This is a genomic window from Streptomyces sp. NPDC002181, assembly GCF_042890485.1.
In the GTDB taxonomy this organism is placed as follows: domain Bacteria; phylum Actinomycetota; class Actinomycetes; order Streptomycetales; family Streptomycetaceae; genus Streptomyces.
In genome coordinates this window covers 323,428-343,044 of record NZ_JBIASC010000004.1, presented here as the reverse complement: position 1 = coordinate 343,044, position 19,617 = coordinate 323,428, and the positions used below count along the sequence as shown (strand labels likewise).

The following is a 19,617-nucleotide window of genomic DNA, read 5'->3' as shown; positions in this document are numbered from 1 at the left end:
CCGGCGCTGCCGGGGACTTGCCCGTCGGCGTATCCACTCGGACAGGGACGTTCGAGAACGGGTGGGGCATGGCGACGGAGCGTGAGAACATCGGGGTGAGTGGGCCGGAGGGTCGCTGGACGGCAGACGGTATCTTCCGGCGCTGGCAGCGGTTCTTCGAACAGAAGCCGAGCCTCAAAGGGCTGACCCGGCTGGAGTTCACCGAGCACATCGCGTATTTGCTCTTCCTCAAGCTCGACTACGAGCGCGCCCAGCGGACGGGGGTGTTCGCGAGCCCGCCGATTGTGCCGGCGGGCGGCTGGCCGAGCCTCGTACTCCTCGGCGGTGAGGACCTGCACCGTGCCCTGACCGAGCTGATGGCCGAACTCGGCAAGCCGAACCCGCAGGATCCACGCCGGGCCATCGCGAGTGTTCTCTTCCACGACTCCCGCTCCTGGCCGGCCGACAAGATGGCGGATCTCGGACGGCTGATCGTCGAGGAGTTCGACCCGTACCGCTGGTCGGACGTGCGCCGGGAGGAGCTCGGTTCCGCCTTTTCTCTGTTGATAGCCGACTGCCGGGACGACATCCGGGCCAAGCGGGAGACGGGCCAGTTCCTCACCCCGCCCCACCTGCTCACCGTGATAGCCAAGGCGCTCGCCCTCACCCCACGGGACCGGTTTGTCGACGCGGCGGTCGGGGTCGGCACCAGTCTCATCGCCGCCCACCGCGAGATGGCCGCACACGGGGACCGGGTGGACGCCGCCGCCATCGCGGGCGCCGACATCGACGTACAGATGTGCCGCCTGGCGACGATGAACGTCCTCCTCAACACCGGGCGTCAGTTCCACGACGTGCCACCGATATTGCGCGCGGACTCGCTCGACACGAAGGAACGCCTGGTGCGTCGGTACGAGCGGGACGTGGCCGCCACCGTCACCATCTGCAACCCGCCGTTCAAGAGCAATGTCGAGGCGAACACCGAGCGGCGGGACGACTTCTGGGCACAGAACGCCGTGCTCCCCGCCAACTTCCTCCAGCATCTGGCCATCACCCTGCCGCAGGGGGCCAGGGCCGCCGTATTCGTCCCCGACGGTGTGCTGTCCCGAGGTGGGGCGGCGGCCGCCATCCGCAGGGCGCTTCTGAGGAACTGCGGCGTGCACACCCTGCTGCGGCTGCCGACCGGCATGTTCCACGACACCGGCTCCAAGTCGAACGTGCTGTTCTTCACCAAGTCCGTCCTGCGCCCGAACGGCGATCCGGCCACCGACGAGCTGTGGGTGTACGACGCCCGCGACCTGCACCACACCGACACCGAGAACCCGCTGACGGAGGAGGACTTCGCGGAGTTCCTGGAGGCGTACCGGCCCGGAGAGGAGAGGCGCGCGGGGCGCATCGAATCATTGCGCTTCAAGCGATACGACCGTGACGCCGTGCGCAAGATACTGGACAGCCGCGATGCCAGCCTCCTCCTGAATGCGGATCCCACCGTCCCGCCGATCGACTTCGGCAACCCACGCGAGATCGCCCAGTCGATCGTGAACCACCTCGGCGACGCGCAGAGGACCTTCCAGGTCGTGCTCGACTCGCTCAGCTGACGTTTCTTCCCCGCGCCGCCCTCATTCGCCGCTCTCGCTCCCCGTCGGCCGTACAGGAAAACCATGAACGCGACTCCCCAGCAGCCCGCCGTGCCCGCCCCGGTCCGCCAAACCGCGCGTGCCTTCGACATGACGTACCTCAACCTCATCGACGTGAGCGACTTCGGCAACCGGCCGCCGGACAAGACCCAGCCCGCGTTCCGCTCTCGCGCCCTGGCCGCGCACGCCGTGCGCATCATGACCGGCTGGACCCCTGAGCAGGCGGCCGACTGCGTCATCGACGGCGGCCAGGACCAAGGGATCGACGCCATCGCTATCGACGAGGCGAACGCGCACATCTACCTCGTGCAGGCCAAATGGAGCCCCGAGGGGACGGCCAAGGCTGACGAGACTGCAGTGCACAAGCTCTTCGCGGGGCTCACCCTCATCGACTCCGGCGAGGCGGCCCAGTTCAACCCCCGCGGCCAGATACTCGCCAAACGGGCACACGACCTGATCGGTGAGAAGAGCACCCGGATCACCCAGGTGATCGCCCTCATGGGCACCAAGCCGCCTTCGCCGGGTGTGCTACTGGTCATCAAGAACGGCGAGAGAGAATTCAACTCCCACGGTGAGTACGTCGACCACCACTTCCTGCACGCTCCTGACATCCATGCGCTGGTACTGAAGGACCAGCAAAGCGAGCCTGTCACGCTGACGGCGACGCTCCACCCCTGGTTCAGCGTGCCCTCGCCCTACCTCTCCTACGAGGGCGTCATACAGGCCGAAGAGGTCGCGACCTGGGCCGAGCACGGCAACGAGCTGTTCGTCCGCAACATCCGCGACCCGCTGGGGCTCACCCCCATCAACAAGGAGCTGCTGGACACGCTTACCGGCGAGCCGTCCCACTTCTGGTACTTCAACAACGGCGTCACCGTCCTGTGCGACTCCCTGGAAGCGGTGCCCGGATCGCAGAAGTTCCCCGAGCGCCATCCCGTCCGCATCACCGCCAAGGGCGCCAGTGTCGTGAACGGTGCACAGACGGTGCGTTCCGTAATCGACGCCGCCGAGCAGTCCGACGAAGCGGGACTCGCCCAGGTCACTGTCCGGTTCATCGTCACCGGCGGCGACACCGATTTCGCCAAGCGCACCACCCAGGCCACCAACCGGCAGAACCACATCACCGAGCGCGACCGGATCGCCCTCGAACCCGTCCAAGCGGTGCTCATCAAGGAGTTCCGTGCCGAACTGGGCCTCGTGTACAGCGTGCGCCGCAGCGAACTCGAACCCCAGGACGACGAGGGCTGCTCCGTGGTGGAAGCCGCGTGCGCGCTCGCCTGCGCACACAGCGGCAGCCGGTTCGCGGCCCGGCTCGTCGCGTCCGGCACAACTGACGTGCTGTGGGAACGGGGCGGCAGCGGTATTTACGACCCCCTCTTCCGGTCCGTGCCCAGCGTGTATGAGACCTGGAACGCCGTGAACGTCCTGCGTGCGGTGCGTACGGCTCTCCGTGCGGAACGCGAACAGTACGCCGGGCGCGCGGCCGCCGTCATCGACGACGGCACGTTTCTCATCACCCACCTGGTGTTCCGGCAACTCCTCGCGCAGGACGCCGGCATGGGCGAGCCGGATCAGTCGCTCACATGGGCCGCCGAAGCCAAGGAACAGGTGCCCGACCTGGTCACGCGCATCGTCCCGGCGCTCGTACAGGCTCTGGATGGAGTGGGAGCTCGGTCGAGCCTACAACGCGTGTGCGCCGATGCGGGGCAGGCCGCCGACCTCGTGACCGCGGTCCTGGCGGCGCTCGAAGGCGGCGGGACCGCGGACGCCGCCGCGCAGTACCGGCGCGAGGAGAGCAAGCCCCGCAAGCGCCGCAGGCCCAACGCGGTGCACGTCATCGTCGACAAAGCCGCCCTGGAGGAAGGGGCACCGCTGCACCTGGCCCTGTACCTGCAGCCGGAGAAGGACGCGCTCGCCGCATGGCTCAACGCGAACCCGCGCCGGGCACTCGCGAAGTGGACCAACACCAATCGGGCACGCCCGATCGTCTGGGCTGCCGACGGCAACGCGTATTCACCCAGTGGGCTCATCGCACGGATGTGGGAGCTGGCCGAATGGGAAGGACGGCCCGTCTCGAACCAGGGAACCGCCCGCTGGGCCACCCAGGACGGAGAAACGCTCGCCATCCTCGCCCGGAGACTCCTTGACGGTATGGAGGAAGAGAGGGACGCCGAGTAGCCGCCGAGCAGGTCGGACGGAAGGCGTTCGCCGGCTTTGAAGTGGCCTGACGAGATCTGGCTCCGGAGATCGTCGGCGATGGCGTGACGACGGGAAGGCATGGACCGGCTCACCACTTCCTCATCATTCGGAGGGCAATGAGTCGGCTCCTCGCGTGCATCGTCGGCACCTCTCCCGACTCGAATACCAGCCGCTCAGCGCCGTCGCGGAGTTGGCCGAGTTCGGCCACGCGGCACGGTTGGCCGCCGATCTGGATGACGTCGCCTGGCTGGACGCTGTCTGAGGTGATCTCGATGGGCGTGGCGAGCGCGCCGGTGGGAGCCCGCACCGGTTCGCCTGCCGCGGACCCGACGGTTCGCTCGGGCGGGGCAGGAGCAGGCGCAAGCCTCGTAGATCACAGGGACGCCGACGGGCGCCGTGGCCGGGGACGACTGGGCGCATTCGGAGTGGGTGCCGATCGCGCACGCGCTCGACTGGTAGGTGAGCCTCGCGTGTGTGGCATAGGAGAGTGCGGGGAGGTGCGGCCCACTGGTGTGGGCGCTGGGGAACTGGGAGAGCCGGACCGAAGCGAAGGTGCCGGCCCCGGCCGAGATCGCGGCGCGGCTCGGTATCGCCGAGGGTGACCTGTGCGTGCGTACCGTCTACGAGTTCCTCGCTGATGGCCGGCCGGTGCAGCTGTCGACGAGTTGGGAGCCGTACGAGCTGACCGGCGGCACGCTCGTCGTGCTGCCGGAGGGCGGGCCTCATGCGGGGGTCGGCGTCGTGAACCGGATGGCCGAGATCGGGATCACCGTCAACCACGCCGTGGAGCAGCCGGAGCCGCGGCAGGCGAGCGCCGAGGAGGCATCGCTCCTCGGGATCCAGAAGGCCGCTCTGGTCACCCACATCCGGCGGACGTACTACAGCGACCAAAGGCGGCCCGTGGAGACGGCGGACATCGTCATCCCCGCCGCGCTGTGCGAGGTCGTCTACGAGATCCCTGTCGGCCGCTAGAGCGGCTGGCGGAGGAGGGAGGTACCGCCTTGGACGCGGAGCGAGAGGCTCGCATAGCAGAGGTGGCCGCGAGGGCGCGGCCCGTGTGGGCGGAGAACCTCGATGGCGGGGCTCTGCAGGAGTTCCTGAAGGGGATCGGCTGTGACGGCGTGGACGCGGTCATGGTGACCAGGCAGGTGGTCGGATGCAGTCTCGGCGAGGCTCAGGAAATGTTCCTCACCGCGCCCTGCCGGGCCGCAGAGCTTGCCTTCCACAACGCGTTCATGGAGACCCTTGAGCGGTCTCACGGCGACGTCTGACCCCGCCGATCGGACCCGTGCAGTCGGCCCCTATCGGGCAGCCGTTTGCCGATGCAGGCCACCAGTGCGCCGCCGTCTGCGCTGAGGAAGAGCCTGAAGCCCCACGACCCATCGGAGGATCTGACCAGTCCGCTGAGGATCGGTTGGGCGCGCTCGCTGAGAATCTGCACGGCTCGCTCCATCCCCAGGGTTTCGATGCCCCTCCACCGCAAACTCCGAAGTCGAGTCGTCAGGACTCGGGCATGGACCTCGGAGGACACGATCCAGTCCTCCAGAACGCTGTACTCGCCGCCGCCGACAAGGGCCGCCAAAGCAGCCTTGGATGCCGCGTCGTCCCCGCCCAGCAGCCGCATCAACTGTTGTCGTTCCATAGCCCCTCCCTGGCTGGCATCCTGCGGTGCGGCAGTGATGTGCCGCAACCGCGTGTACCGCTCGCCACCCCTGTCCCCCAGGGGCCAGCCCCCGTGCCCGAACGGGAGGGCTTCTGCGTGGGGCCTCGGGGAATGCCGGGGAGGAGGGTGGGAACGTGCAGGTCAGGGGCTTGGCCGGTGACGGGGAAGATGCGTACGCGATCTTCCAGACTAGCTACGCGGGTTCGATTCCCGTCGCCCGCTCTGAAGCACGAAGGGCCAGGTCAGAGGACGTTTCCTCCGCCTGGCCCTTCGTCGTTCCCGGGGCCCTGGTCAGCTCGCCCCACCACAGTTTCGGGCACCGCGCCCGCGGCTACGATGGCCGCCGGGTATCCGCCGTCGCAGAGTGAGGGAATCGGTTGTGCCGGCTGGCGTTGCACTGAGCTTTGACCGCCTCCCCACGGCAGGCTCCTATGACGACCTGAAGTTGACCATCAGCTCCTTCCAGCACATATGCGATTCGTCGTACCTCTCGATAGACCTCTATCCGACGGACACGGACGACTTGGGCGGAGCGCTCGCACGCCTGCTGGAGCAGTGGAGCACTCAGGTCGACGGGCTCCGCGGCGCGGGCGGCACCGTCCACCTGCCCTACGACTTCTCAGACCAGTGCACGGCATGGCTGCGCGTGTCGTCCACCGACGGACATGCCGCCGAGGTTCAGGCCGGCTGGAGTGCGATCCCCGGATGGGACGTCAACCCCTTCGACTACATCGCCGAAGCCCGCGAGGTGGCGGATTTCAAGCCGCTCCCCGAAGCCCGGATCACCTGCCGACTGGCCGACCTGGCCGCGCGCATCGACGCCAACCGCATCGCCCTCCAATCCACAGGCAACTAGCGCGGTACGCGCTGCCTTGCAGACTCGGTTCAGCACCTGTCGGCCGCCGGAGCGGCCTGTGGAGGGGGAAGGGGTACCGCCGTGGACGCGGAGCGAGCTCAGGAAATGTTCCTCACCGCGCCCTGCCGGGCCTCGGAGCCCGCCTTCCACCATGCGTTCATGGAGGCCCGTGAGCAGTCTCGGTCGGCGGCGCCTGACGCCGCCGCCGACGAGGGCATTGCCTCCTGGTTGGGCGTTGTCCGGCGGAGGCGGTGCTCCGTCTGCTAAGAAGCGGCCATGGACGCGGCTCTGACGGGACTTGCAGGCACCACCGTGGGTGCGCTGGCGGGGTTCGCGGGCGCCTGGCTCGCTCAGCGCGGGCAGTTGCGGCAGCAGCGTGAGCAGCGGGCGTACGCGGAGCGCGTGCGCTGGCTGGACGACAAGAAGGGCTTGTACCGCGACCTCCTGATCGCGATGTACGGCTGGCGCGACGCGCTGGTGTCGATCTGGCGCGACGGCCGGCTCTCGGAGACGCGGGCGACTGCCCAGAAGTGGGGCGTCGAGGCCTCCCTCATCGCGTCAGAACCGGTCCGGAACGCCGTCGAGGAGCTGCGGCGCAGGTTCCTCGCGGCCCAGCCCGCGATCCTCAACCGCACGTCCACGGCGGAGCGGCCGCCCCTCGGGGCCGTGGAGGAAGCGCTGGAGCTCCTGGAGGGTGCCCTGAGGGCGGAACTCTCGGACCCGGACCGTCCCGATGTGCACGGACGCACCCGCCGCCCCTGGGCCGTACAGCGGGTGGCCGAGCAGGCATAGCCGAGGTGTCCGTGCGCTTCGGGCTCAGTGGTGGACCGCGGTGCAGGTGACGGTGGTCTTGCCGTCGGCCGTCTTGACCACGTACTTGCCGCCGCTCAGGCCGCCGAGGTCGAAGCGGCCCGTCGTGTCGATGGGGACCGAGCCCTTGGTGGAGCCGGAATAGGTCACGGTCGTGTCCGCGGGGAAGCCCTCACCCCATACGTGGTACTTGCCGGCGGAATCCACCTCGACGTTGCACTTCGCGGCCGCGGGTGCGGCGGCGGCAACGGCGGGGGCCGCCGCGAGAGCGGGGGCCACGATGAGCGCGAGTGCTGCAAGACGACGTGTCCGGTTCATCATTCAACCTGCCTTGGGCGCCGGCGATGCGGCAGCGTGGGCGGTGGCACGGGGGGCGTGGGTCTTTGCCCGCTTGGTCCGTGCTGATGGCGTCTTTCATTTTATCGACCGGTTTGTCGTGCGGCATCTCGCCAACGTGAACGCGGACCCTAGAGCTTGATTCCCGCGATGGTGTCCGCGAGGGAGTTGAGGAAGCGGTTGACGTCCGGCGCGATGGAGCTGGACGCCAGGAAGAAGCCGAAGAGGACCGCGACGATCGCGGGGCCGGCCTTGATGTGGTTGCCGCGGATCAGCACCACCAGGATGACCGCCAACAGAACCACCACTGACAGCGAAATGGCCACTACTGATCACACCTTCGGTCGTCCCCTGGTCGGCCTGGGGCGCACGGCCAAGCACGCCCCTACATGGACCATCCTCCCACCAACGGGCCCCGGCTATCCGTCCCGTGGCGAATCGGCGTCGGCGCTTTCCCGCCAACCGGCCATGCGGCGGGCATATTTCGGGCACGGGGCCCGGGTCACGGCGTGGTGAGGCCGAGGAGGGAGCGGACATACGCGTACTTCGCGGACAGCCGGTCCCGGGTGGGGCCGTCCAGTACGGAGAGCCGGACGGGGTCCGCGTTGTGCGCCAGATCGGCCTCCTTGACCAGGAGGGCGCCCGGGGTGGCGAGGATCCGGGCCGCGTACTCCTCCACCGGCTCACCGGCGCGTTTGGTGACCGCCAGCACCATGTCCTTGACCGACCGGGGCAGGGCGGCGGCATCCAGCCACTCGTGGCTGAGCGCGTGGTCCTCGACCGCGTCGTGCAGCCAGGCGGCCGCCTGTTGCTCGGGGCTGCCTCCGCGTACGCGGACCCCCTCGGCGACGGCCGCGAGGTGCTCCGCGTACGGCCGGCCCGCCTTGTCGGTCTGGCCCTCGTGCGCGGAGCGCGCCAGGGCCTCGACCTCGATCAGGGTCAGCGGTTGCTGCTGCCTTTGCGTCATGCCGTCCCCTTCGCCGCCGTACGGAGGGCCCGCACGGCCCGGCGCACGTCCGCTTGCGTGGTACGCCAGTTGGAGAACGCCGCGCGCAGGGCGGGGGTTCCCGCGTAGACGGTCGGGGTGACGAAGACCTCCTCCTGCGCGGCCTCGCGCAGGGCCGCCAGGCGGGCCGGGGTGGGGTCCTCGGCGAGGGTGAAGCAGACGACGTTCAGGCGGACCGGGGCGAGGAGGCGGAAGGCCGGGTCCTGTTCCAGCTCGGAGCCGAGGGCCTTGGCGCAGGCGATGTCGCGCTCGACGATCTCGCGGTGGCCTTCGCGGCCGTACGCGCGGAGGGTGAACCAGGCGGCGAGGGCGCGCAGCCGGTGCGAGTTCTCCGGGGTGAGGTGGACGAGGTCGGGAGACTCGCCGAGGGGGCCGAGATAGGCGGCGGCGTTCTGGAAGACACGGGCCTGGAGGTCCTGGCGGCGGGTGAACTGGACGGCGCTGTCGTAGGGGACGTTCAGCCACTTGTGCAGGTCGACGCAGACGGAGTCGGAGGCGTCGAGGCCTGCGGCGAGGTGGGCGTGGTCCGGGGAGAGCGCGGCGAAGGCGCCGAAGGCGGCGTCGGTGTGGAGCCAGAAGGCGTGGCGTTCGCGGAGGGCGGCGATGGCGCGGAGGTCGTCGAAGTCCACGGTGTTGACGGTGCCGGCGTTGGCGACGACGACGGCCGGGCCGGGGGTGTCGGCGAGAGCGCGGTCGAGGGCGGCGGGGTCGACGGCCTCGCGGCCGGGGAGGGTGGGGACGGGGACGAGGGAGCGGCGGCCGAGGCCGAGGACGGAGAGGGCCTTGGCGATGGAGGAGTGCGGGGCTCCGGAGAGGACCCGGACCGGCCCGAGCGCTGCCGCCCCGTCCTCGGAGGGGGAGACGCCGAGTCGCTCGCCGAGCCACTCGCGGGCGATGGCGAGGCCGGCGGTGTTGGACATGGTGGCGCCGCTGACGAAGGTTCCGGTGTGGGCGTCGGAGAGGCCGAAGAGGTCGCGGAGCCAGGTGACGGTCTCGCGTTCGAGGTCCTGGCCGGCGCCGTCCAGGGCGGAGTTGGAGTTCTGGTCGTGTACGGAGGCCAGCCAGTCGCCCGCGAGGGCGGCGGGGGTGGCGCCGCCCGTGACGAAGCCGAGGTAGCGGGGGCCGGCGGAGGCGGAGAGGCGGGGCGCCCAGCGCTCCGCGAAGGCGGTGAGGGCGGATTCCGTACCGGATCCGCGCCGGGGCAAGGGCTCGGGCTCGGGCTCGGGCCCCTGCGGGGGCGTGGCGGGCGGTCGCGGTACGACCGGACGGGCGTCCAGGGCCGCGAGGGCGTCGGCGGCGGTACGGCGGGTGGCCTCCAGGAGTTCGGGGAGGCGGGCGAGGTCGGTGGCGAGCGTGCGGTCCATGGGGGCACCGTAGGGACCCGCCGGGCTCGGCGGACCGGCCAATCGGGGGTGATTGGCCCGTCCCGGGGTGGTGCGGGCGGCGTAGGGTCGGGGGATGACTCGGTGGGTGGCGGGGGTTGTTGTCGGGGTGGTCGTGGCGGGGGCGGTGGTGGGGTGTGACGTGCCGCCCGCTCCCGATGCCGCGCCCGGGCCGAGCGGGATCCGGTCCCGGTCCCCCGTCGCCGCGCCCACTGCCGTGACCTCCCCGCCCACTGCCGTGACCTCCCCGCCCGCAGCCGGGGCCCCCGCGTGTCCCGAGGGCGGGGTACGGCTGGTCGAAGGGGCCGGGGACGCCGCCATGGGGCTGCGCGTCGCCGACGTCCGGCTGGTCAACTGCGGTACGCAGCCCTACGTGCTGGAGGGCTATCCGGAGATCCGGCTGCTGGACAGGAAGCGGGCCCCCGTGGAGGTGGCCGTCCAGCACGGAGGCGAGGGGATCGCCGCCGCGCCCACCGGGACCGAGGGGGATCCGCTGAGGGTCGAGCTCCGGCCCGGCCAGGCGGCCGGCTTCGGCATGGTGTGGCGGAATCTGGTGACCGACTCGACCGTGCCCGCCGCCGAGGGGTGGGTGCTGGAGGTGACCCCGCGGGCCGGTGCGCCCCGGGTGCAGCTGGAACTGCGCCATTCCGTCGACCTCGGGAACACCGGGAAGCTGGGGATCAGCCCCTGGAAGGCGGCGGACCGTACTGCGCCGGCGCAGTGAGCTCGGGCTCGGCCTCGGGCTCGACCTCGGGCGCGGGCGCGGGCTGAAACGGGAGGGCTCCGCGGCGGCCCGGCTCGACGGCTGCCTTCGACCAGTCGACCGGTTCGGCTGGTTCGGCTAGGACGAGTACGTCCCCCCGCGCAGGGTCCAGCGGGCCGGCAGGAGGGTGGCCGCCAGGCCCAGGCCGAGGGCCGCCGCCGCGAAGGAGGCGTACAGCACCGGCGGGACGTGCGGGGGCGCACCCGTCACGGCCTTGGTCAGCGGGAACAGCGTGGCCAGGGCGATGGCGCTGCCCAGGGTGACGCCCGCGCCGCCGATCACCAGGGCCTCCCAGCGGAGCATCCGCAGCACCTGGCTCCGGGTCGAGCCGACCAGGCGCAGCATCCGCAGCTCGCGGCGGCGGTCGAGGACGGTCATCACCAGGGTGTTGGCGGCGGCGACGGCCGCGAAGCCGCCGAGGACGGCCGCCATGACCGCATTGGCCCATGCGCTGACCTCGCGGTCCGTGCTCTGGGCGGCGGTCCAGCCCGAGGGGGACATCGCCGGCCCGAGTCCTGCCGGGAGCGGGCCGCGGACCAGGAGTTCGGTGGCGCGCCCCGCCGTGGTGTGGCCGGTCAGGTCGGACGCCGGGAGGGTGACCTGGCCGAGGCCCAGGCCCCGGGTGTAGACGGCCACGATCTCGGGGTTCGCCGGGACCCCGTCGGGGAGCCGGAGTTCCACGCGGTCGCCGACCCCGAGACGGGCGGACTCCGCCAGGCTGCGGTCCACGGCGACCGTGCCGGGCCGCAGCGCGCCGAGGCGGCCCTCGCGTACGCCCAGGTCCTGGACGGTGGTGACGTCGCCCGCGACGCCCTGGGCCGAGGCGGACTGGAAGCGCCGCTCGGGGCCCGTGCCGAACATCGCCAGCACCGAGGTGCGGGTGACCGCGACTCCCCCGCGCGCGTCGACCGGCGGGTCGGTGATCACGTGGTCGGCCAGGAGGCCCGCCGTCTGCTGGCGGCGTGTCGCGTCTTCCTCGCTCGTCTGCAGGAAGACGAGGGTGGAGGAGAAGGCCATGGCGAGGACGATCGGGGTGATCGCGGAGGCGAGCCGGCGGGCGTGGGCCCGGGAGTTGGCGGCGGCGAGGGAGCCGGACGCGCCCGCGGCGCGCAGCGGGAGGCCGAGCAGGCCGGCGCAGGCGCGGGCGATCAGCGGGCCGAGCAGGGCCACGGCCAGCATGAAGAGCATGACCACGCCCAGAGCGGCGTTGGCGGCGTCCTCCCCGCCGGAGGTGGCGGCGAGCCCCGCGCAGGCGGCCCCGCCGGCCAGGGCGGCGATGCCCAGCGGCGTACGGATCCACCCCGGCCGCACGCGTTCCACGGCCGCCGCGGCCAGCGCCTGGCCGGGCCGGATACGAGCGGGCCGGCGTGCGGCGGCCCAGCCGGCGAGCAGCGCGGTGACCAGGCCGATGCCGGCGGCCGAGACGAGCGGGATCCAGGAGACGGTGAGCCCGACCCCGTCCGGGATCGCGCCCTTGGCCTGGAGCTGTCCGAACCACCAGGCGGCGAGGCCGAGGCCGGGTACGCAGCCCAGCACACCGGCGGCGGGCGCGACGAGCAGGGCTTCGGTGGCGACGATGCGCCGGATCTGCCGCGGGGTGGCTCCGACGGCGCGCAGCAGCGCGAACTCGCGGGAGCGCTGCCCCACGGAGAGGGCGACCGTCCCGGCGGCGGTGAAGACGGCGACGAGGGTGGCGATGCCGCCGAAGGAGCCGCCGAGGCCCGTCAGCAGATCCCTGGCGCCGGCGAGCCGCGGGTCCACGGCGCGGGCGGCGCCGGTCAGCACCTGGGCGCGGCCGTCGACGGCCGCGCGCACCCGCTCCGGGTCGGCGTCGAACAGAACGACGGCGTCGAGTGCGCCGGGGTGTCCGGACAGGGCACGGGCCTCGGCGTCGGAGAACCAGACGCCGGCGCCCCGGGCCCGTCCCACGACCCGGAACTCCCGCTTCCCGACCGGTGTGTCGAGCGAGATCCGGTCGCCCGGACCGGCACCCGCACCCGCACCCGCACCCGCACCCGCACCCAGCACGACCTCCCCCGGAGCCTCCGGGGCCCGGCCCCCCGCGAGCGCCTCCCCCGTGAAGGCGGACGCGCCCCAGCCCGAGGCCTCCGCGGAGCCGGAGCCCGCTTCGCCCCGTACGGGGAACACCACGTCGGGGACCGCCCGGCCCAGCGGGGCGAGCCGCTCCAGCAGGGCGGCGTCGACCCTGGCCCGCTCCGGGACCCGTACCGCTTCCTCGTAGGCGCCCTCGCCGCTGCCCGCCTGCCAGTGGATCTGCTGGTCGGCGGCCACGACGACGGGCGCCTGCGCGTAACGGGTCGGCGGGAGGCCCGCCCGCGCTCCGCTCTCCAGCAGGATCCCGCAGGCGGAGACGATGGCGACGGTCATGAGCAGGGCGACGAAGGTGCCGGCGAAGGCGGCGGGGCGAAACCGCACCGCCGCCCGGGCCAGGCCGTTGGGGCGGAGCGGCATCAGGCGGCCGCTCCCGCGTAGGCCGGGGCGGTGAGGGCGGTCATCCGGGCGGCGACGGTCTCGGCGGAGCTGCGCGGGAGGCGGTCGGCGATCAGTCCGTCGGCGAGGAAGAGCACCTGGTCGGCGGAGGCGGCGGCGGCCGGGTCGTGGGTGACCATGACGATGGTGGCGCCGAGGGAGTCCACGGCGGACCGGAGCAGTCCGAGGACCTCGGCGGCGGTGGTGGTGTCGAGGGCGCCGGTGGGTTCGTCGGCGAAGACGACGTCGGGGCGGGTGACCAGGGCCCGTGCGATGGCGACGCGCTGCTGCTGGCCGCCGGAGAGCTCTGCCGGCCGCCGCCGGCCCTTGCCTTCGAGGCCGACCCGGGCGAGCAGGTCGGCGGCCCGGTCCCGGTCCTGGCGCGAGGATCCGCCGCCGGCGAGCCGCATCGGGAGCAGCACGTTCTGCTCGACGGTGAGGGAGGGCAGCAGGTTGAAGGCCTGGAAGACGAAGCCGAGTCGGCTGCGGCGCAGCTCGGTGAGCGCGTTCTCGTTCATGCCGGTGATCTCGGTGCCGCCCAGGCGGACGGAGCCCGCGGTGGGCAGGTCCAGTCCGGCCGCGCACTGGAGGAAGGTGGACTTGCCGGAGCCGGAGGGCCCCATCACGGCGGTGAAGCTGCCGCGCGGCAGGCTGAGGTCGATCCCGCGCAGCGCGTGCACGGCGGCGGCCCCCCGCCCGTACTCGCGCCGTACGCCGCGCAGCTCGACGGCGGCGGCGCCGTCGTACGGTGCCCGCGCCGTGCCCTCGTACGCCGCCCGCGCGTTCTCGCGCTGCCGCCTGCTCCGCCGGAGCCCCATGGTGTGCCGCCTTCCGTACCCGTCGGTGATCGTGGTCACGACGCTACGGAGCCGGGTGGGGGTGCCGACATGGCGGAGCCAGGCGGATCGGGGGTGGGGAAAACCCCCGTACGCAGGCCGGGGAGGTCAGGGTGAGCGGCGGATGAGGAGCAGGGCCCGGTCGTCGTTGACGTCCTTGGCGACCTTCTCGATCAGGTGCCAGGCCGCGCCCTCCCACCCGGCGGCGACGTAGCGGTCGGCCTCGCCGGTGAGGCGGTCGATGCCCTCGCCGATGTCCCGGTCGGCCGTCTCGACCAGCCCGTCGGTGAAGAGCATGAGGACGTCGCCGCGGCGGAGGTTGCCGCGGGCCGGCTCGAACTCGGCCCCGTCGTACACGCCGAGCAGCGGGCCCTCGCCGGACTTCTCCTGCCAGCGGCCGGTGCCGGCGGAGAGCTGGAGGGCGGGCAGGTGGCCGGCGGAGAGGAGCTCGTAGTCGCCGGTCTCCAGGTCCAGGACGAGGTGGATGGAGGTCGCGAAGCCCTCGTCCCAGTCCTGGCGGAGCAGGTAGCCGTTGGCGGCGGGCAGGAAGCCGTGCGGGGGCAGGGCGCCGAGCAGGCCGCCGAACGCGCCGGACAGCAGCAGGGCGCGCGAGCCCGCTTCCATGCCCTTGCCGGAGACGTCGGTCAGGACGATCTCCAGGGTGCGGCCGCCGTTCGTCCGGGCGGCGACGACGAAGTCGCCGGAGAAGGACTGGCCGCCGGCCGGGCGCAGGGCCATCTCGCGGTGCCAGCCGCGCGGCAGGGCGGGCAGCTTGCTCTGGACGCGGATGCGTTCGCGCAGGTCGAAGAGCATGGTGCCGCCGCGCCGCCAGGGCACGCCGACGCGGCTGCGGAACTGGGCGATGACCAGTCCGAAGAAACCGCAGGCGGCCACGACCAGGACCGTTCCGGGCGTGACCCGGGCCGGGCCGAGGGTGTACGGGCCGAGGACCAGGGCCTCGACGATGAGGGCGGCCGCGGAGGCCGCGTACAGCGCGAGCAGGCTCGCGGGGCGCAGCAGCAGGCCGCCCGCGACGATCGGCAGGACGAGGGCCGAGGGCGAGAACCAGACGGGCAGCATGAGCGTGCCGCAGGCGATCGCGGGAACGGTCAGGAGCAGGCCGGCGAAGGCGAGCCAGTCGGAGGCGTCGCCGCGGAAGTAGTCGACGGCGGATTTGCGCAGGGCGGTGCGGGCCCGGTGCGACAGCATGCGCGTCCGGGCCATGAGCGTCTCGATGCGTGCTCCGGCCATTGCTTCGGGACCCTATCCATCCTGGCTGTGCGTGCGCAGGGGGACCCCCGGACCTGAGGGCCCGGGCCGGTCGAAAACCCTTCGACTGTGACGGAATGCCCTGGTAAGGATGGGCGTATGGCTCTTGAGATGCGCGTATTGCAGGCCGATGAGTGGGATGTCTGGTACGACCACCTGGAACTGGCGTTCGGTGGGGTGCCGGAGTCTCCCCAGGAGCGGGAACTCTACAAATCCCTGACGGAGTCCGGACGCTCGCTGGGCGTCTGGGAGGGCGGGTCCTGCGTCGGCTCGGCCGGCGCCTTCTCCTTCCGGCTGTCGGTGCCGGGCGGGGCGCTGGTGCCGGCGGCCGGGGTCACGATGGTGGGCGTCGCGCCCACCCACCGCCGCCGCGGGGTGCTCACCTCGATGATGCGCCGCCAGCTCGACGACGTCCGGGTGGGTGGCGAGCCGATCGCCGTGCTGACGGCCTCGGAAGCGGCGATCTACGGACGCTTCGGCTACGGCATCGCGACGCACGCCCTGTCCCTCACCGTCGACACCACCCGCGTACGGCTCTCGGTGCCGGCGGGGACGGACGAGGTGCGGCTGCGGCTCGCCGACCCGGAGAAGGCGCTGCCGGAGTGCGAGCAGGTGTACGCGGAGTTGGTGGCCCGGCGGCCGGGCATGCCGGCGCGGCAGCCGGGCTGGGAGCGGCTGTCCCTGCTGGACCCGGAGTCGATGCGCGAGGGCGCCTCGCCGCTCAAGTGCGTGGTGGCGGAGCGGGCGGACGGCGAGGTCGCCGGGTACGCCCGCTACCGGGTCAAGCCCGTGTACGAGAACGGCTGGGAGGGCAAGGTCGAGGTGGCCGACCTCGACGCCCTGGACCCGGCGGCGACGGCGGCGCTCTGGCGCTACCTGTTCGGGATCGACCTGACCGCGACCGTACGGGCGGGCCGGCGGCCGGTGGACGATCCGCTGCTGCACATGGTCAGTGACGTCCGGCGCTCGCGCCCGAGCGTGCGCGATTCGCTGCACCTGCGGCTGGTGGACCTGCCGGCGGCCTTGGAGGCCCGGTCGTACGGGGCTCCGCTGGACGTGGTGATGGAGGTCGAGGACGCGTTCTGCCCGTGGAACGAGGGGCGGTGGCGGCTCTCCGCCGCGGCGGACGGACCGGTGTCCTGCACCCGGACCGCCGACCCGGCGGACCTGGAGCTGTCGGTACGGGACCTGGGCTCGGCGTACCTCGGCGGGATCACCCTGGCCTCGCTGGCGGAGGCCGGCCGGGTGCGGGAGCTGCGACCGGGCGCCCTGAGGGCCGCCTCGCGGGCCTTCGCCGGGGACGTCGCGCCCTGGCTCCCCCACGGCTTCTAGCGGGTCACCGGGTCTGACAGGACGGGCACCAGAAGAGGTTCCGCGCCGCCAGGCCGGCGGTGCGGACCTCGGTCCCGCAGATGTGGCAGGGCATGTTCGCCCTGCGGTAGACGTACACCTCGCCGCCGTGGTCGTCCACGCGCGGCGGGCGGCCCATGGCCTCGGGCAGGTGCTCGTCGCGGACGGTGTCGATCCGGTTGTTCCGTACGCCCTCGCGCATCAGCACCGCCAGGTCCGCCCACATCGCGTCCCACTCGCCGCGCGTGAGGTCCCTGCCCAGCCGGTACGGGTCGATGCCGTGCCGGAACAGGACCTCGGCGCGGTAGACGTTGCCGACGCCCGCGATCACCTTCTGGTCCATGAGCAGCGCGGCGACGGTGGTGCGGGAGCGGGAGATCCGCTTCCAGGCGCGTTCCGGATCGTCGGAGGGGCGCAGCGGGTCGGGGCCGAGCCGCTCGTGTATCGCCTTCTTCTCGGCGTCCGTGATCAGCGCGCAGGCGGTGGGGCCGCGCAGGTCGGCGTAGTGGTCCCCGTTCAGCAGCCGCAGCCGGACCGTGTCCGTGGCGGGCGGCGCCGGGGCGGGGCCGAAGCCGAGCTTGCCGAAGAGGCCGAGGTGGATGTGGATCCAGGCGTCGCCGAGTTCCAGGAACAGGTGCTTGCCGTGGGCCTCGGCGCCGTCGAGGTCCCGCCCGTCGAGCAGCGCCGCGCTCTCGGCGAAGCGGCCCTGGGGGCTGCTCACCCGTACCGGCCGGCCGGCGAAGCGCTCGGTGTGGTCCTGGGCGAGGCGGTGGATCGTATGCCCCTCGGGCACTGCACTGCTCCTTAGGCGGGAAACAGCCGTGCCGCCGGGCCGGAAGCCGCGGCGGCACGGTGAAGCGGAGGATCAGCCCTGCGGGTGGTGGGCCGGGATCGGGGGGAGCTCGCCGGTCTGCTCGTACGCGGAGAGCATGTCGATGCGGCGGGTGTGCCGCTCCTCGCCGGAGTACGGGGTCGCCAGGAAGGCCTCGATGAAGGAGACGGCCTCGTCCTGCGTGTGCATCCGGCCGCCGACCGAGATCACGTTGGCGTTGTTGTGCTCACGCCCCAGCTTCGCGGTCTCGACGCTCCAGGCCAGGATGGCGCGGACGCCCTTGACCTTGTTCGCGGCGATCTGCTCGCCGTTGCCGGAGCCGCCGATGACGATGCCGAGGCCGTCGGCGTCCGCGGCGGTCTTCTCCGCGGCGCGCAGGCAGAACGGCGGGTAGTCGTCCACCGCGTCGTAGATGTGGGGCCCGCAGTCGACGGGCTCGTGGCCGTTGTTCTTGAGCCAGTCCACCAGGTGGTTCTTGAGCTCAAAGCCGGCATGGTCGGATCCGAGGTACACGCGCATGCGACGAGTGTGGCACGAGCACCCCGGAAGAACTGCGGAGGGGTGTCGCGTAAGTCACTTCTAAAGCTCAAGTAAACCCAAAGAACGCAGATGGGACATGGCGGAGCCCGGGTCCTGGACGTTCGTCCCAACGCAACGATCCGGACTGAGGTCTTCCGTCCTGCGTTCATCTCAGGTTTGAATGCCGGGGCCTCGCAACCCGAGAACCTAAGGATCCGTCCATGAGCTCCACGACGACCCTTCAGAAGGCAGGAGACCCCACCGGAAACTCCGGTGAGGGCATGCCCTCCGACGGTCTGAAGGCCGGTCTCAAGAACCGCCACCTTTCCATGATCGCCATTGGCGGCGTCATCGGCGCCGGTCTCTTCGTCGGCTCTGGTGGCGGTATCGCCAAGGCCGGTCCCGCCATCCTGATCTCGTACCTGCTCGTCGGAGCGATGGTCGTCTTCGTGATGCGGATGCTCGGTGAGATGGCTGCCGCCAGCCCGAACTCCGGCTCCTTCTCCGCGTACGCCGACCGCGCGCTCGGCCGCTGGGCCGGATTCTCCATCGGCTGGCTGTACTGGTTCTTCTGGGTCGTCGTGCTCGCCGTGGAGGCGACCGCCGGTGCCAAGATCCTCGAAGGCTGGGTCCCGGCCGTCCCGCAGTGGGGCTGGGCCCTGATCGTGATGGTGGTCCTGACGGTCACCAACCTCGGCTCGGTCGCCTCCTACGGCGAGTTCGAGTTCTGGTTCGCCGGCATCAAGGTCGTCGCCATCGGCGCCTTCGTGATCGTCGGCATGCTCGCCGTGTTCGGCGTGCTGCCGGGCTCGGACAACCCGGGCGCGGGCTTCGCCCACCTCACCGACGCCGGCGGGTTCATGCCCAACGGCTGGGGCTCCATCCTCACCGGTGTCCTGATGGTCGTCTTCTCCTTCATGGGCAGCGAGATCGTCACCCTGGCGGCCGGCGAGTCCGAGGACCCGCGCCGCGCGGTCACCAAGGCCACCAACTCGGTGATCTGGCGCATCGGCGTCTTCTACCTGGGCTCGATCTTCATCGTCCTCACCCTGCTGCCGTGGAACGACAAGTCGATCGTCGACAAGGGCTCGTACGTCGCCGCCCTGGACTCCATCGGCATCGCGCACGCCGGCCAGATCATGAACGTGATCGTCCTGACCGCCGTGCTGTCCTGCCTGAACTCGGGCATGTACACGGCCTCCCGCATGGCGTTCTCGCTGGGCGAGCGCGGTGACGCGCCCAAGATCTTCGCGAAGGTCACCAAGCGGGGCGTGCCCATGGCCGCCATCCTCGGCTCCGTGGTCTTCGGCTTCGCCGCGGTCTACTTCAACTACAGCTCCCCGGACACGGTCTTCAGCTTCCTGCTGAACTCCTCGGGTGCGATCGCGCTCTTCGTGTGGCTGGTCATCTGCCTGACCCAGCTGCGCATGCGCAAGATCCTCGTCCGCGAGGCGCCGGACAAGCTGACGGTCAAGATGTGGCTCTTCCCGTACCTGACGTGGGCCACCGCCGCGATGATCACCTTCGTCCTGGCCTACATGGTCTACGACAAGGACAACCGCGAGACGGTCATGCTGTCGCTGCTCGTCGCCGCCGTCGTGCTGGTCATCGGCGTGGTGCGCGACCTGCGCCGCAAGGCCGCCGCGCGCGTCTGATCCGCCGTACGGCGCAGCCCCGGACCACCACGCGT

At 71.7% G+C, this 19,617-nt stretch carries 19 protein-coding genes and 1 pseudogene; 10 read left to right on the top strand and 10 right to left on the bottom strand.

Annotated features, from left to right (window positions below; translation table 11 throughout):
* Positions 1-68 precede the first annotated feature (68 nt).
* The 5 genes and pseudogenes from ACFYXV_RS13970 to ACFYXV_RS13950 all read left to right on the top strand — a co-directional run bounded on the left by ACFYXV_RS13970 (position 69) and on the right by ACFYXV_RS13950 (position 5,086).
* Positions 69-1,577 carry an N-6 DNA methylase gene (locus tag ACFYXV_RS13970; protein ID WP_389382982.1) on the top strand — a complete coding sequence of 503 codons (1,509 nt, stop codon included), beginning with the start codon at positions 69-71 and terminating at the stop codon, positions 1,575-1,577.
* Positions 1,578-1,640: 63 nt separating this feature from the next.
* Positions 1,641-3,794 carry an AIPR family protein gene (locus ACFYXV_RS13965; protein ID WP_389382981.1) on the top strand — a complete coding sequence of 718 codons (2,154 nt, stop codon included), beginning with the start codon at positions 1,641-1,643 and terminating at the stop codon, positions 3,792-3,794.
* Positions 3,795-3,948: 154 nt separating this feature from the next.
* Positions 3,949-4,077, top strand: a complete 129-nt coding sequence (locus tag ACFYXV_RS13960; protein WP_385474261.1) for a hypothetical protein — start codon at positions 3,949-3,951, stop codon at positions 4,075-4,077.
* A 260-nt stretch (positions 4,078-4,337) separates the two neighbouring features.
* Positions 4,338-4,787: pseudogene (locus ACFYXV_RS13955) on the top strand (UTRA domain-containing protein); the annotation flags it as partial.
* A 29-nt stretch (positions 4,788-4,816) separates the two neighbouring features.
* Entirely contained in the window at positions 4,817-5,086 is a 270-nt protein-coding gene (locus ACFYXV_RS13950) for a hypothetical protein (protein ID WP_389382980.1), read from the top strand.
* Here ACFYXV_RS13950 and ACFYXV_RS13945 read toward each other — a convergent pair.
* On the bottom strand, positions 5,071-5,457 hold the full coding sequence (locus ACFYXV_RS13945; RefSeq protein ID WP_385474265.1) for a hypothetical protein: 387 nt from the start codon (positions 5,455-5,457) through the stop codon (positions 5,071-5,073). The two genes, ACFYXV_RS13950 and ACFYXV_RS13945, sit on opposite strands and share 16 nt — an antisense overlap.
* A gap of 466 nt (positions 5,458-5,923) precedes the next feature.
* Between ACFYXV_RS13945 and ACFYXV_RS13940 the strand changes: the two genes are divergently transcribed.
* Both ACFYXV_RS13940 and ACFYXV_RS13935 read left to right on the top strand, forming a co-directional pair.
* Positions 5,924-6,334 carry a hypothetical protein gene (locus ACFYXV_RS13940; protein ID WP_389382979.1) on the top strand — a complete coding sequence of 137 codons (411 nt, stop codon included), beginning with the start codon at positions 5,924-5,926 and terminating at the stop codon, positions 6,332-6,334.
* Between the two features lie 276 nt (positions 6,335-6,610).
* Complete coding sequence (locus ACFYXV_RS13935) at positions 6,611-7,126, top strand: hypothetical protein (RefSeq protein ID WP_389382978.1); 516 nt, start codon at positions 6,611-6,613, stop codon at positions 7,124-7,126.
* Between the two features lie 24 nt (positions 7,127-7,150).
* On the opposite strand, the gene ACFYXV_RS13930 is transcribed toward ACFYXV_RS13935, so the two are convergent.
* The 4 genes from ACFYXV_RS13930 to ACFYXV_RS13915 all read right to left on the bottom strand — a co-directional run bounded on the left by ACFYXV_RS13930 (position 7,151) and on the right by ACFYXV_RS13915 (position 9,850).
* A complete protein-coding gene (locus tag ACFYXV_RS13930; RefSeq protein ID WP_389382977.1) occupies positions 7,151-7,462 on the bottom strand; it encodes a hypothetical protein in 312 nt (103 codons plus the stop codon).
* 149 nt (positions 7,463-7,611) lie between these two features.
* Positions 7,612-7,806: a hypothetical protein gene (locus tag ACFYXV_RS13925; protein WP_030159386.1), complete on the bottom strand. Its 195-nt coding sequence runs from the start codon at positions 7,804-7,806 to the stop codon at positions 7,612-7,614.
* A 176-nt stretch (positions 7,807-7,982) separates the two neighbouring features.
* Complete coding sequence (locus tag ACFYXV_RS13920; protein WP_385474272.1) at positions 7,983-8,447, bottom strand: HD domain-containing protein; 465 nt, start codon at positions 8,445-8,447, stop codon at positions 7,983-7,985.
* On the bottom strand, positions 8,444-9,850 hold the full coding sequence (locus ACFYXV_RS13915; protein ID WP_389382976.1) for a pyridoxal phosphate-dependent decarboxylase family protein: 1,407 nt from the start codon (positions 9,848-9,850) through the stop codon (positions 8,444-8,446). Before ACFYXV_RS13915 ends, ACFYXV_RS13920 begins: the two co-directional genes overlap by 4 nt.
* 94 nt (positions 9,851-9,944) lie before the next feature.
* Here ACFYXV_RS13915 and ACFYXV_RS13910 point away from each other — a divergent pair, with 94 nt between their 5' ends.
* A complete protein-coding gene (locus tag ACFYXV_RS13910) occupies positions 9,945-10,592 on the top strand; it encodes a DUF4232 domain-containing protein (RefSeq protein WP_389382975.1) in 648 nt (215 codons plus the stop codon).
* Positions 10,593-10,709: 117 nt separating this feature from the next.
* Here ACFYXV_RS13910 and ACFYXV_RS13905 read toward each other — a convergent pair whose 3' ends face one another.
* The 3 genes from ACFYXV_RS13905 to ACFYXV_RS13895 form a co-directional block, all read right to left on the bottom strand.
* Complete coding sequence (locus ACFYXV_RS13905) at positions 10,710-13,103, bottom strand: FtsX-like permease family protein (protein WP_389382974.1); 2,394 nt, start codon at positions 13,101-13,103, stop codon at positions 10,710-10,712.
* A complete protein-coding gene (locus tag ACFYXV_RS13900) occupies positions 13,103-13,939 on the bottom strand; it encodes an ABC transporter ATP-binding protein (RefSeq protein ID WP_389383071.1) in 837 nt (278 codons plus the stop codon). Before ACFYXV_RS13900 ends, ACFYXV_RS13905 begins: the two co-directional genes overlap by 1 nt.
* 126 nt (positions 13,940-14,065) lie before the next feature.
* Positions 14,066-15,208, bottom strand: coding sequence for a PP2C family protein-serine/threonine phosphatase (locus tag ACFYXV_RS13895; protein ID WP_383344724.1), 1,143 nt, complete (start codon positions 15,206-15,208; stop codon positions 14,066-14,068).
* Positions 15,209-15,325: 117 nt separating this feature from the next.
* Between ACFYXV_RS13895 and ACFYXV_RS13890 the strand changes: the two genes are divergently transcribed.
* Positions 15,326-16,558, top strand: coding sequence for a GNAT family N-acetyltransferase (locus ACFYXV_RS13890; protein ID WP_389382973.1), 1,233 nt, complete (start codon positions 15,326-15,328; stop codon positions 16,556-16,558).
* 4 nt (positions 16,559-16,562) lie between these two features.
* Here the strand turns inward: ACFYXV_RS13890 and ACFYXV_RS13885 are convergent, their stop codons facing one another.
* Positions 16,563-17,369 (bottom strand): Fpg/Nei family DNA glycosylase, encoded by an 807-nt coding sequence (locus ACFYXV_RS13885; protein WP_385474282.1) that lies wholly within the window; start codon positions 17,367-17,369, stop codon positions 16,563-16,565.
* A 72-nt stretch (positions 17,370-17,441) separates the two neighbouring features.
* Complete coding sequence (locus ACFYXV_RS13880) at positions 17,442-17,927, bottom strand: ribose-5-phosphate isomerase (RefSeq protein ID WP_053688991.1); 486 nt, start codon at positions 17,925-17,927, stop codon at positions 17,442-17,444.
* Between the two features lie 221 nt (positions 17,928-18,148).
* On the opposite strand from ACFYXV_RS13880, the gene ACFYXV_RS13875 reads away from it, so the two are divergent.
* Positions 18,149-19,582, top strand: coding sequence for an amino acid permease (locus tag ACFYXV_RS13875; protein WP_383344733.1), 1,434 nt, complete (start codon positions 18,149-18,151; stop codon positions 19,580-19,582).
* Positions 19,583-19,617: the final 35 nt, after the last annotated feature.

Bases quoted from the DNA above. Each gene is read 5' to 3' on its own strand.
- ACFYXV_RS13970 (WP_389382982.1), top strand. From the start codon at position 69: ATGGCGACGGAGCGTGAGAACATCGGGGTGAGTGGGCCGGAGGGTCGC.
- ACFYXV_RS13965 (WP_389382981.1), top strand. From the start codon at position 1,641: ATGAACGCGACTCCCCAGCAGCCCGCCGTGCCCGCCCCGGTCCGCCAA.
- ACFYXV_RS13945 (WP_385474265.1), bottom strand. From the start codon at position 5,457: ATGGAACGACAACAGTTGATGCGGCTGCTGGGCGGGGACGACGCGGCA.
- ACFYXV_RS13935 (WP_389382978.1), top strand. From the start codon at position 6,611: ATGGACGCGGCTCTGACGGGACTTGCAGGCACCACCGTGGGTGCGCTG.
- ACFYXV_RS13930 (WP_389382977.1), bottom strand. From the start codon at position 7,462: ATGAACCGGACACGTCGTCTTGCAGCACTCGCGCTCATCGTGGCCCCC.
- ACFYXV_RS13920 (WP_385474272.1), bottom strand. From the start codon at position 8,447: ATGACGCAAAGGCAGCAGCAACCGCTGACCCTGATCGAGGTCGAGGCC.
- ACFYXV_RS13915 (WP_389382976.1), bottom strand. From the start codon at position 9,850: ATGGACCGCACGCTCGCCACCGACCTCGCCCGCCTCCCCGAACTCCTG.
- ACFYXV_RS13910 (WP_389382975.1), top strand. From the start codon at position 9,945: ATGACTCGGTGGGTGGCGGGGGTTGTTGTCGGGGTGGTCGTGGCGGGG.
- ACFYXV_RS13905 (WP_389382974.1), bottom strand. From the start codon at position 13,103: ATGCCGCTCCGCCCCAACGGCCTGGCCCGGGCGGCGGTGCGGTTTCGC.
- ACFYXV_RS13900 (WP_389383071.1), bottom strand. From the start codon at position 13,939: ATGGGGCTCCGGCGGAGCAGGCGGCAGCGCGAGAACGCGCGGGCGGCG.
- ACFYXV_RS13895 (WP_383344724.1), bottom strand. From the start codon at position 15,208: ATGGCCGGAGCACGCATCGAGACGCTCATGGCCCGGACGCGCATGCTG.
- ACFYXV_RS13890 (WP_389382973.1), top strand. From the start codon at position 15,326: ATGGCTCTTGAGATGCGCGTATTGCAGGCCGATGAGTGGGATGTCTGG.
- ACFYXV_RS13880 (WP_053688991.1), bottom strand. From the start codon at position 17,927: ATGCGCGTGTACCTCGGATCCGACCATGCCGGCTTTGAGCTCAAGAAC.
- ACFYXV_RS13875 (WP_383344733.1), top strand. From the start codon at position 18,149: ATGAGCTCCACGACGACCCTTCAGAAGGCAGGAGACCCCACCGGAAAC.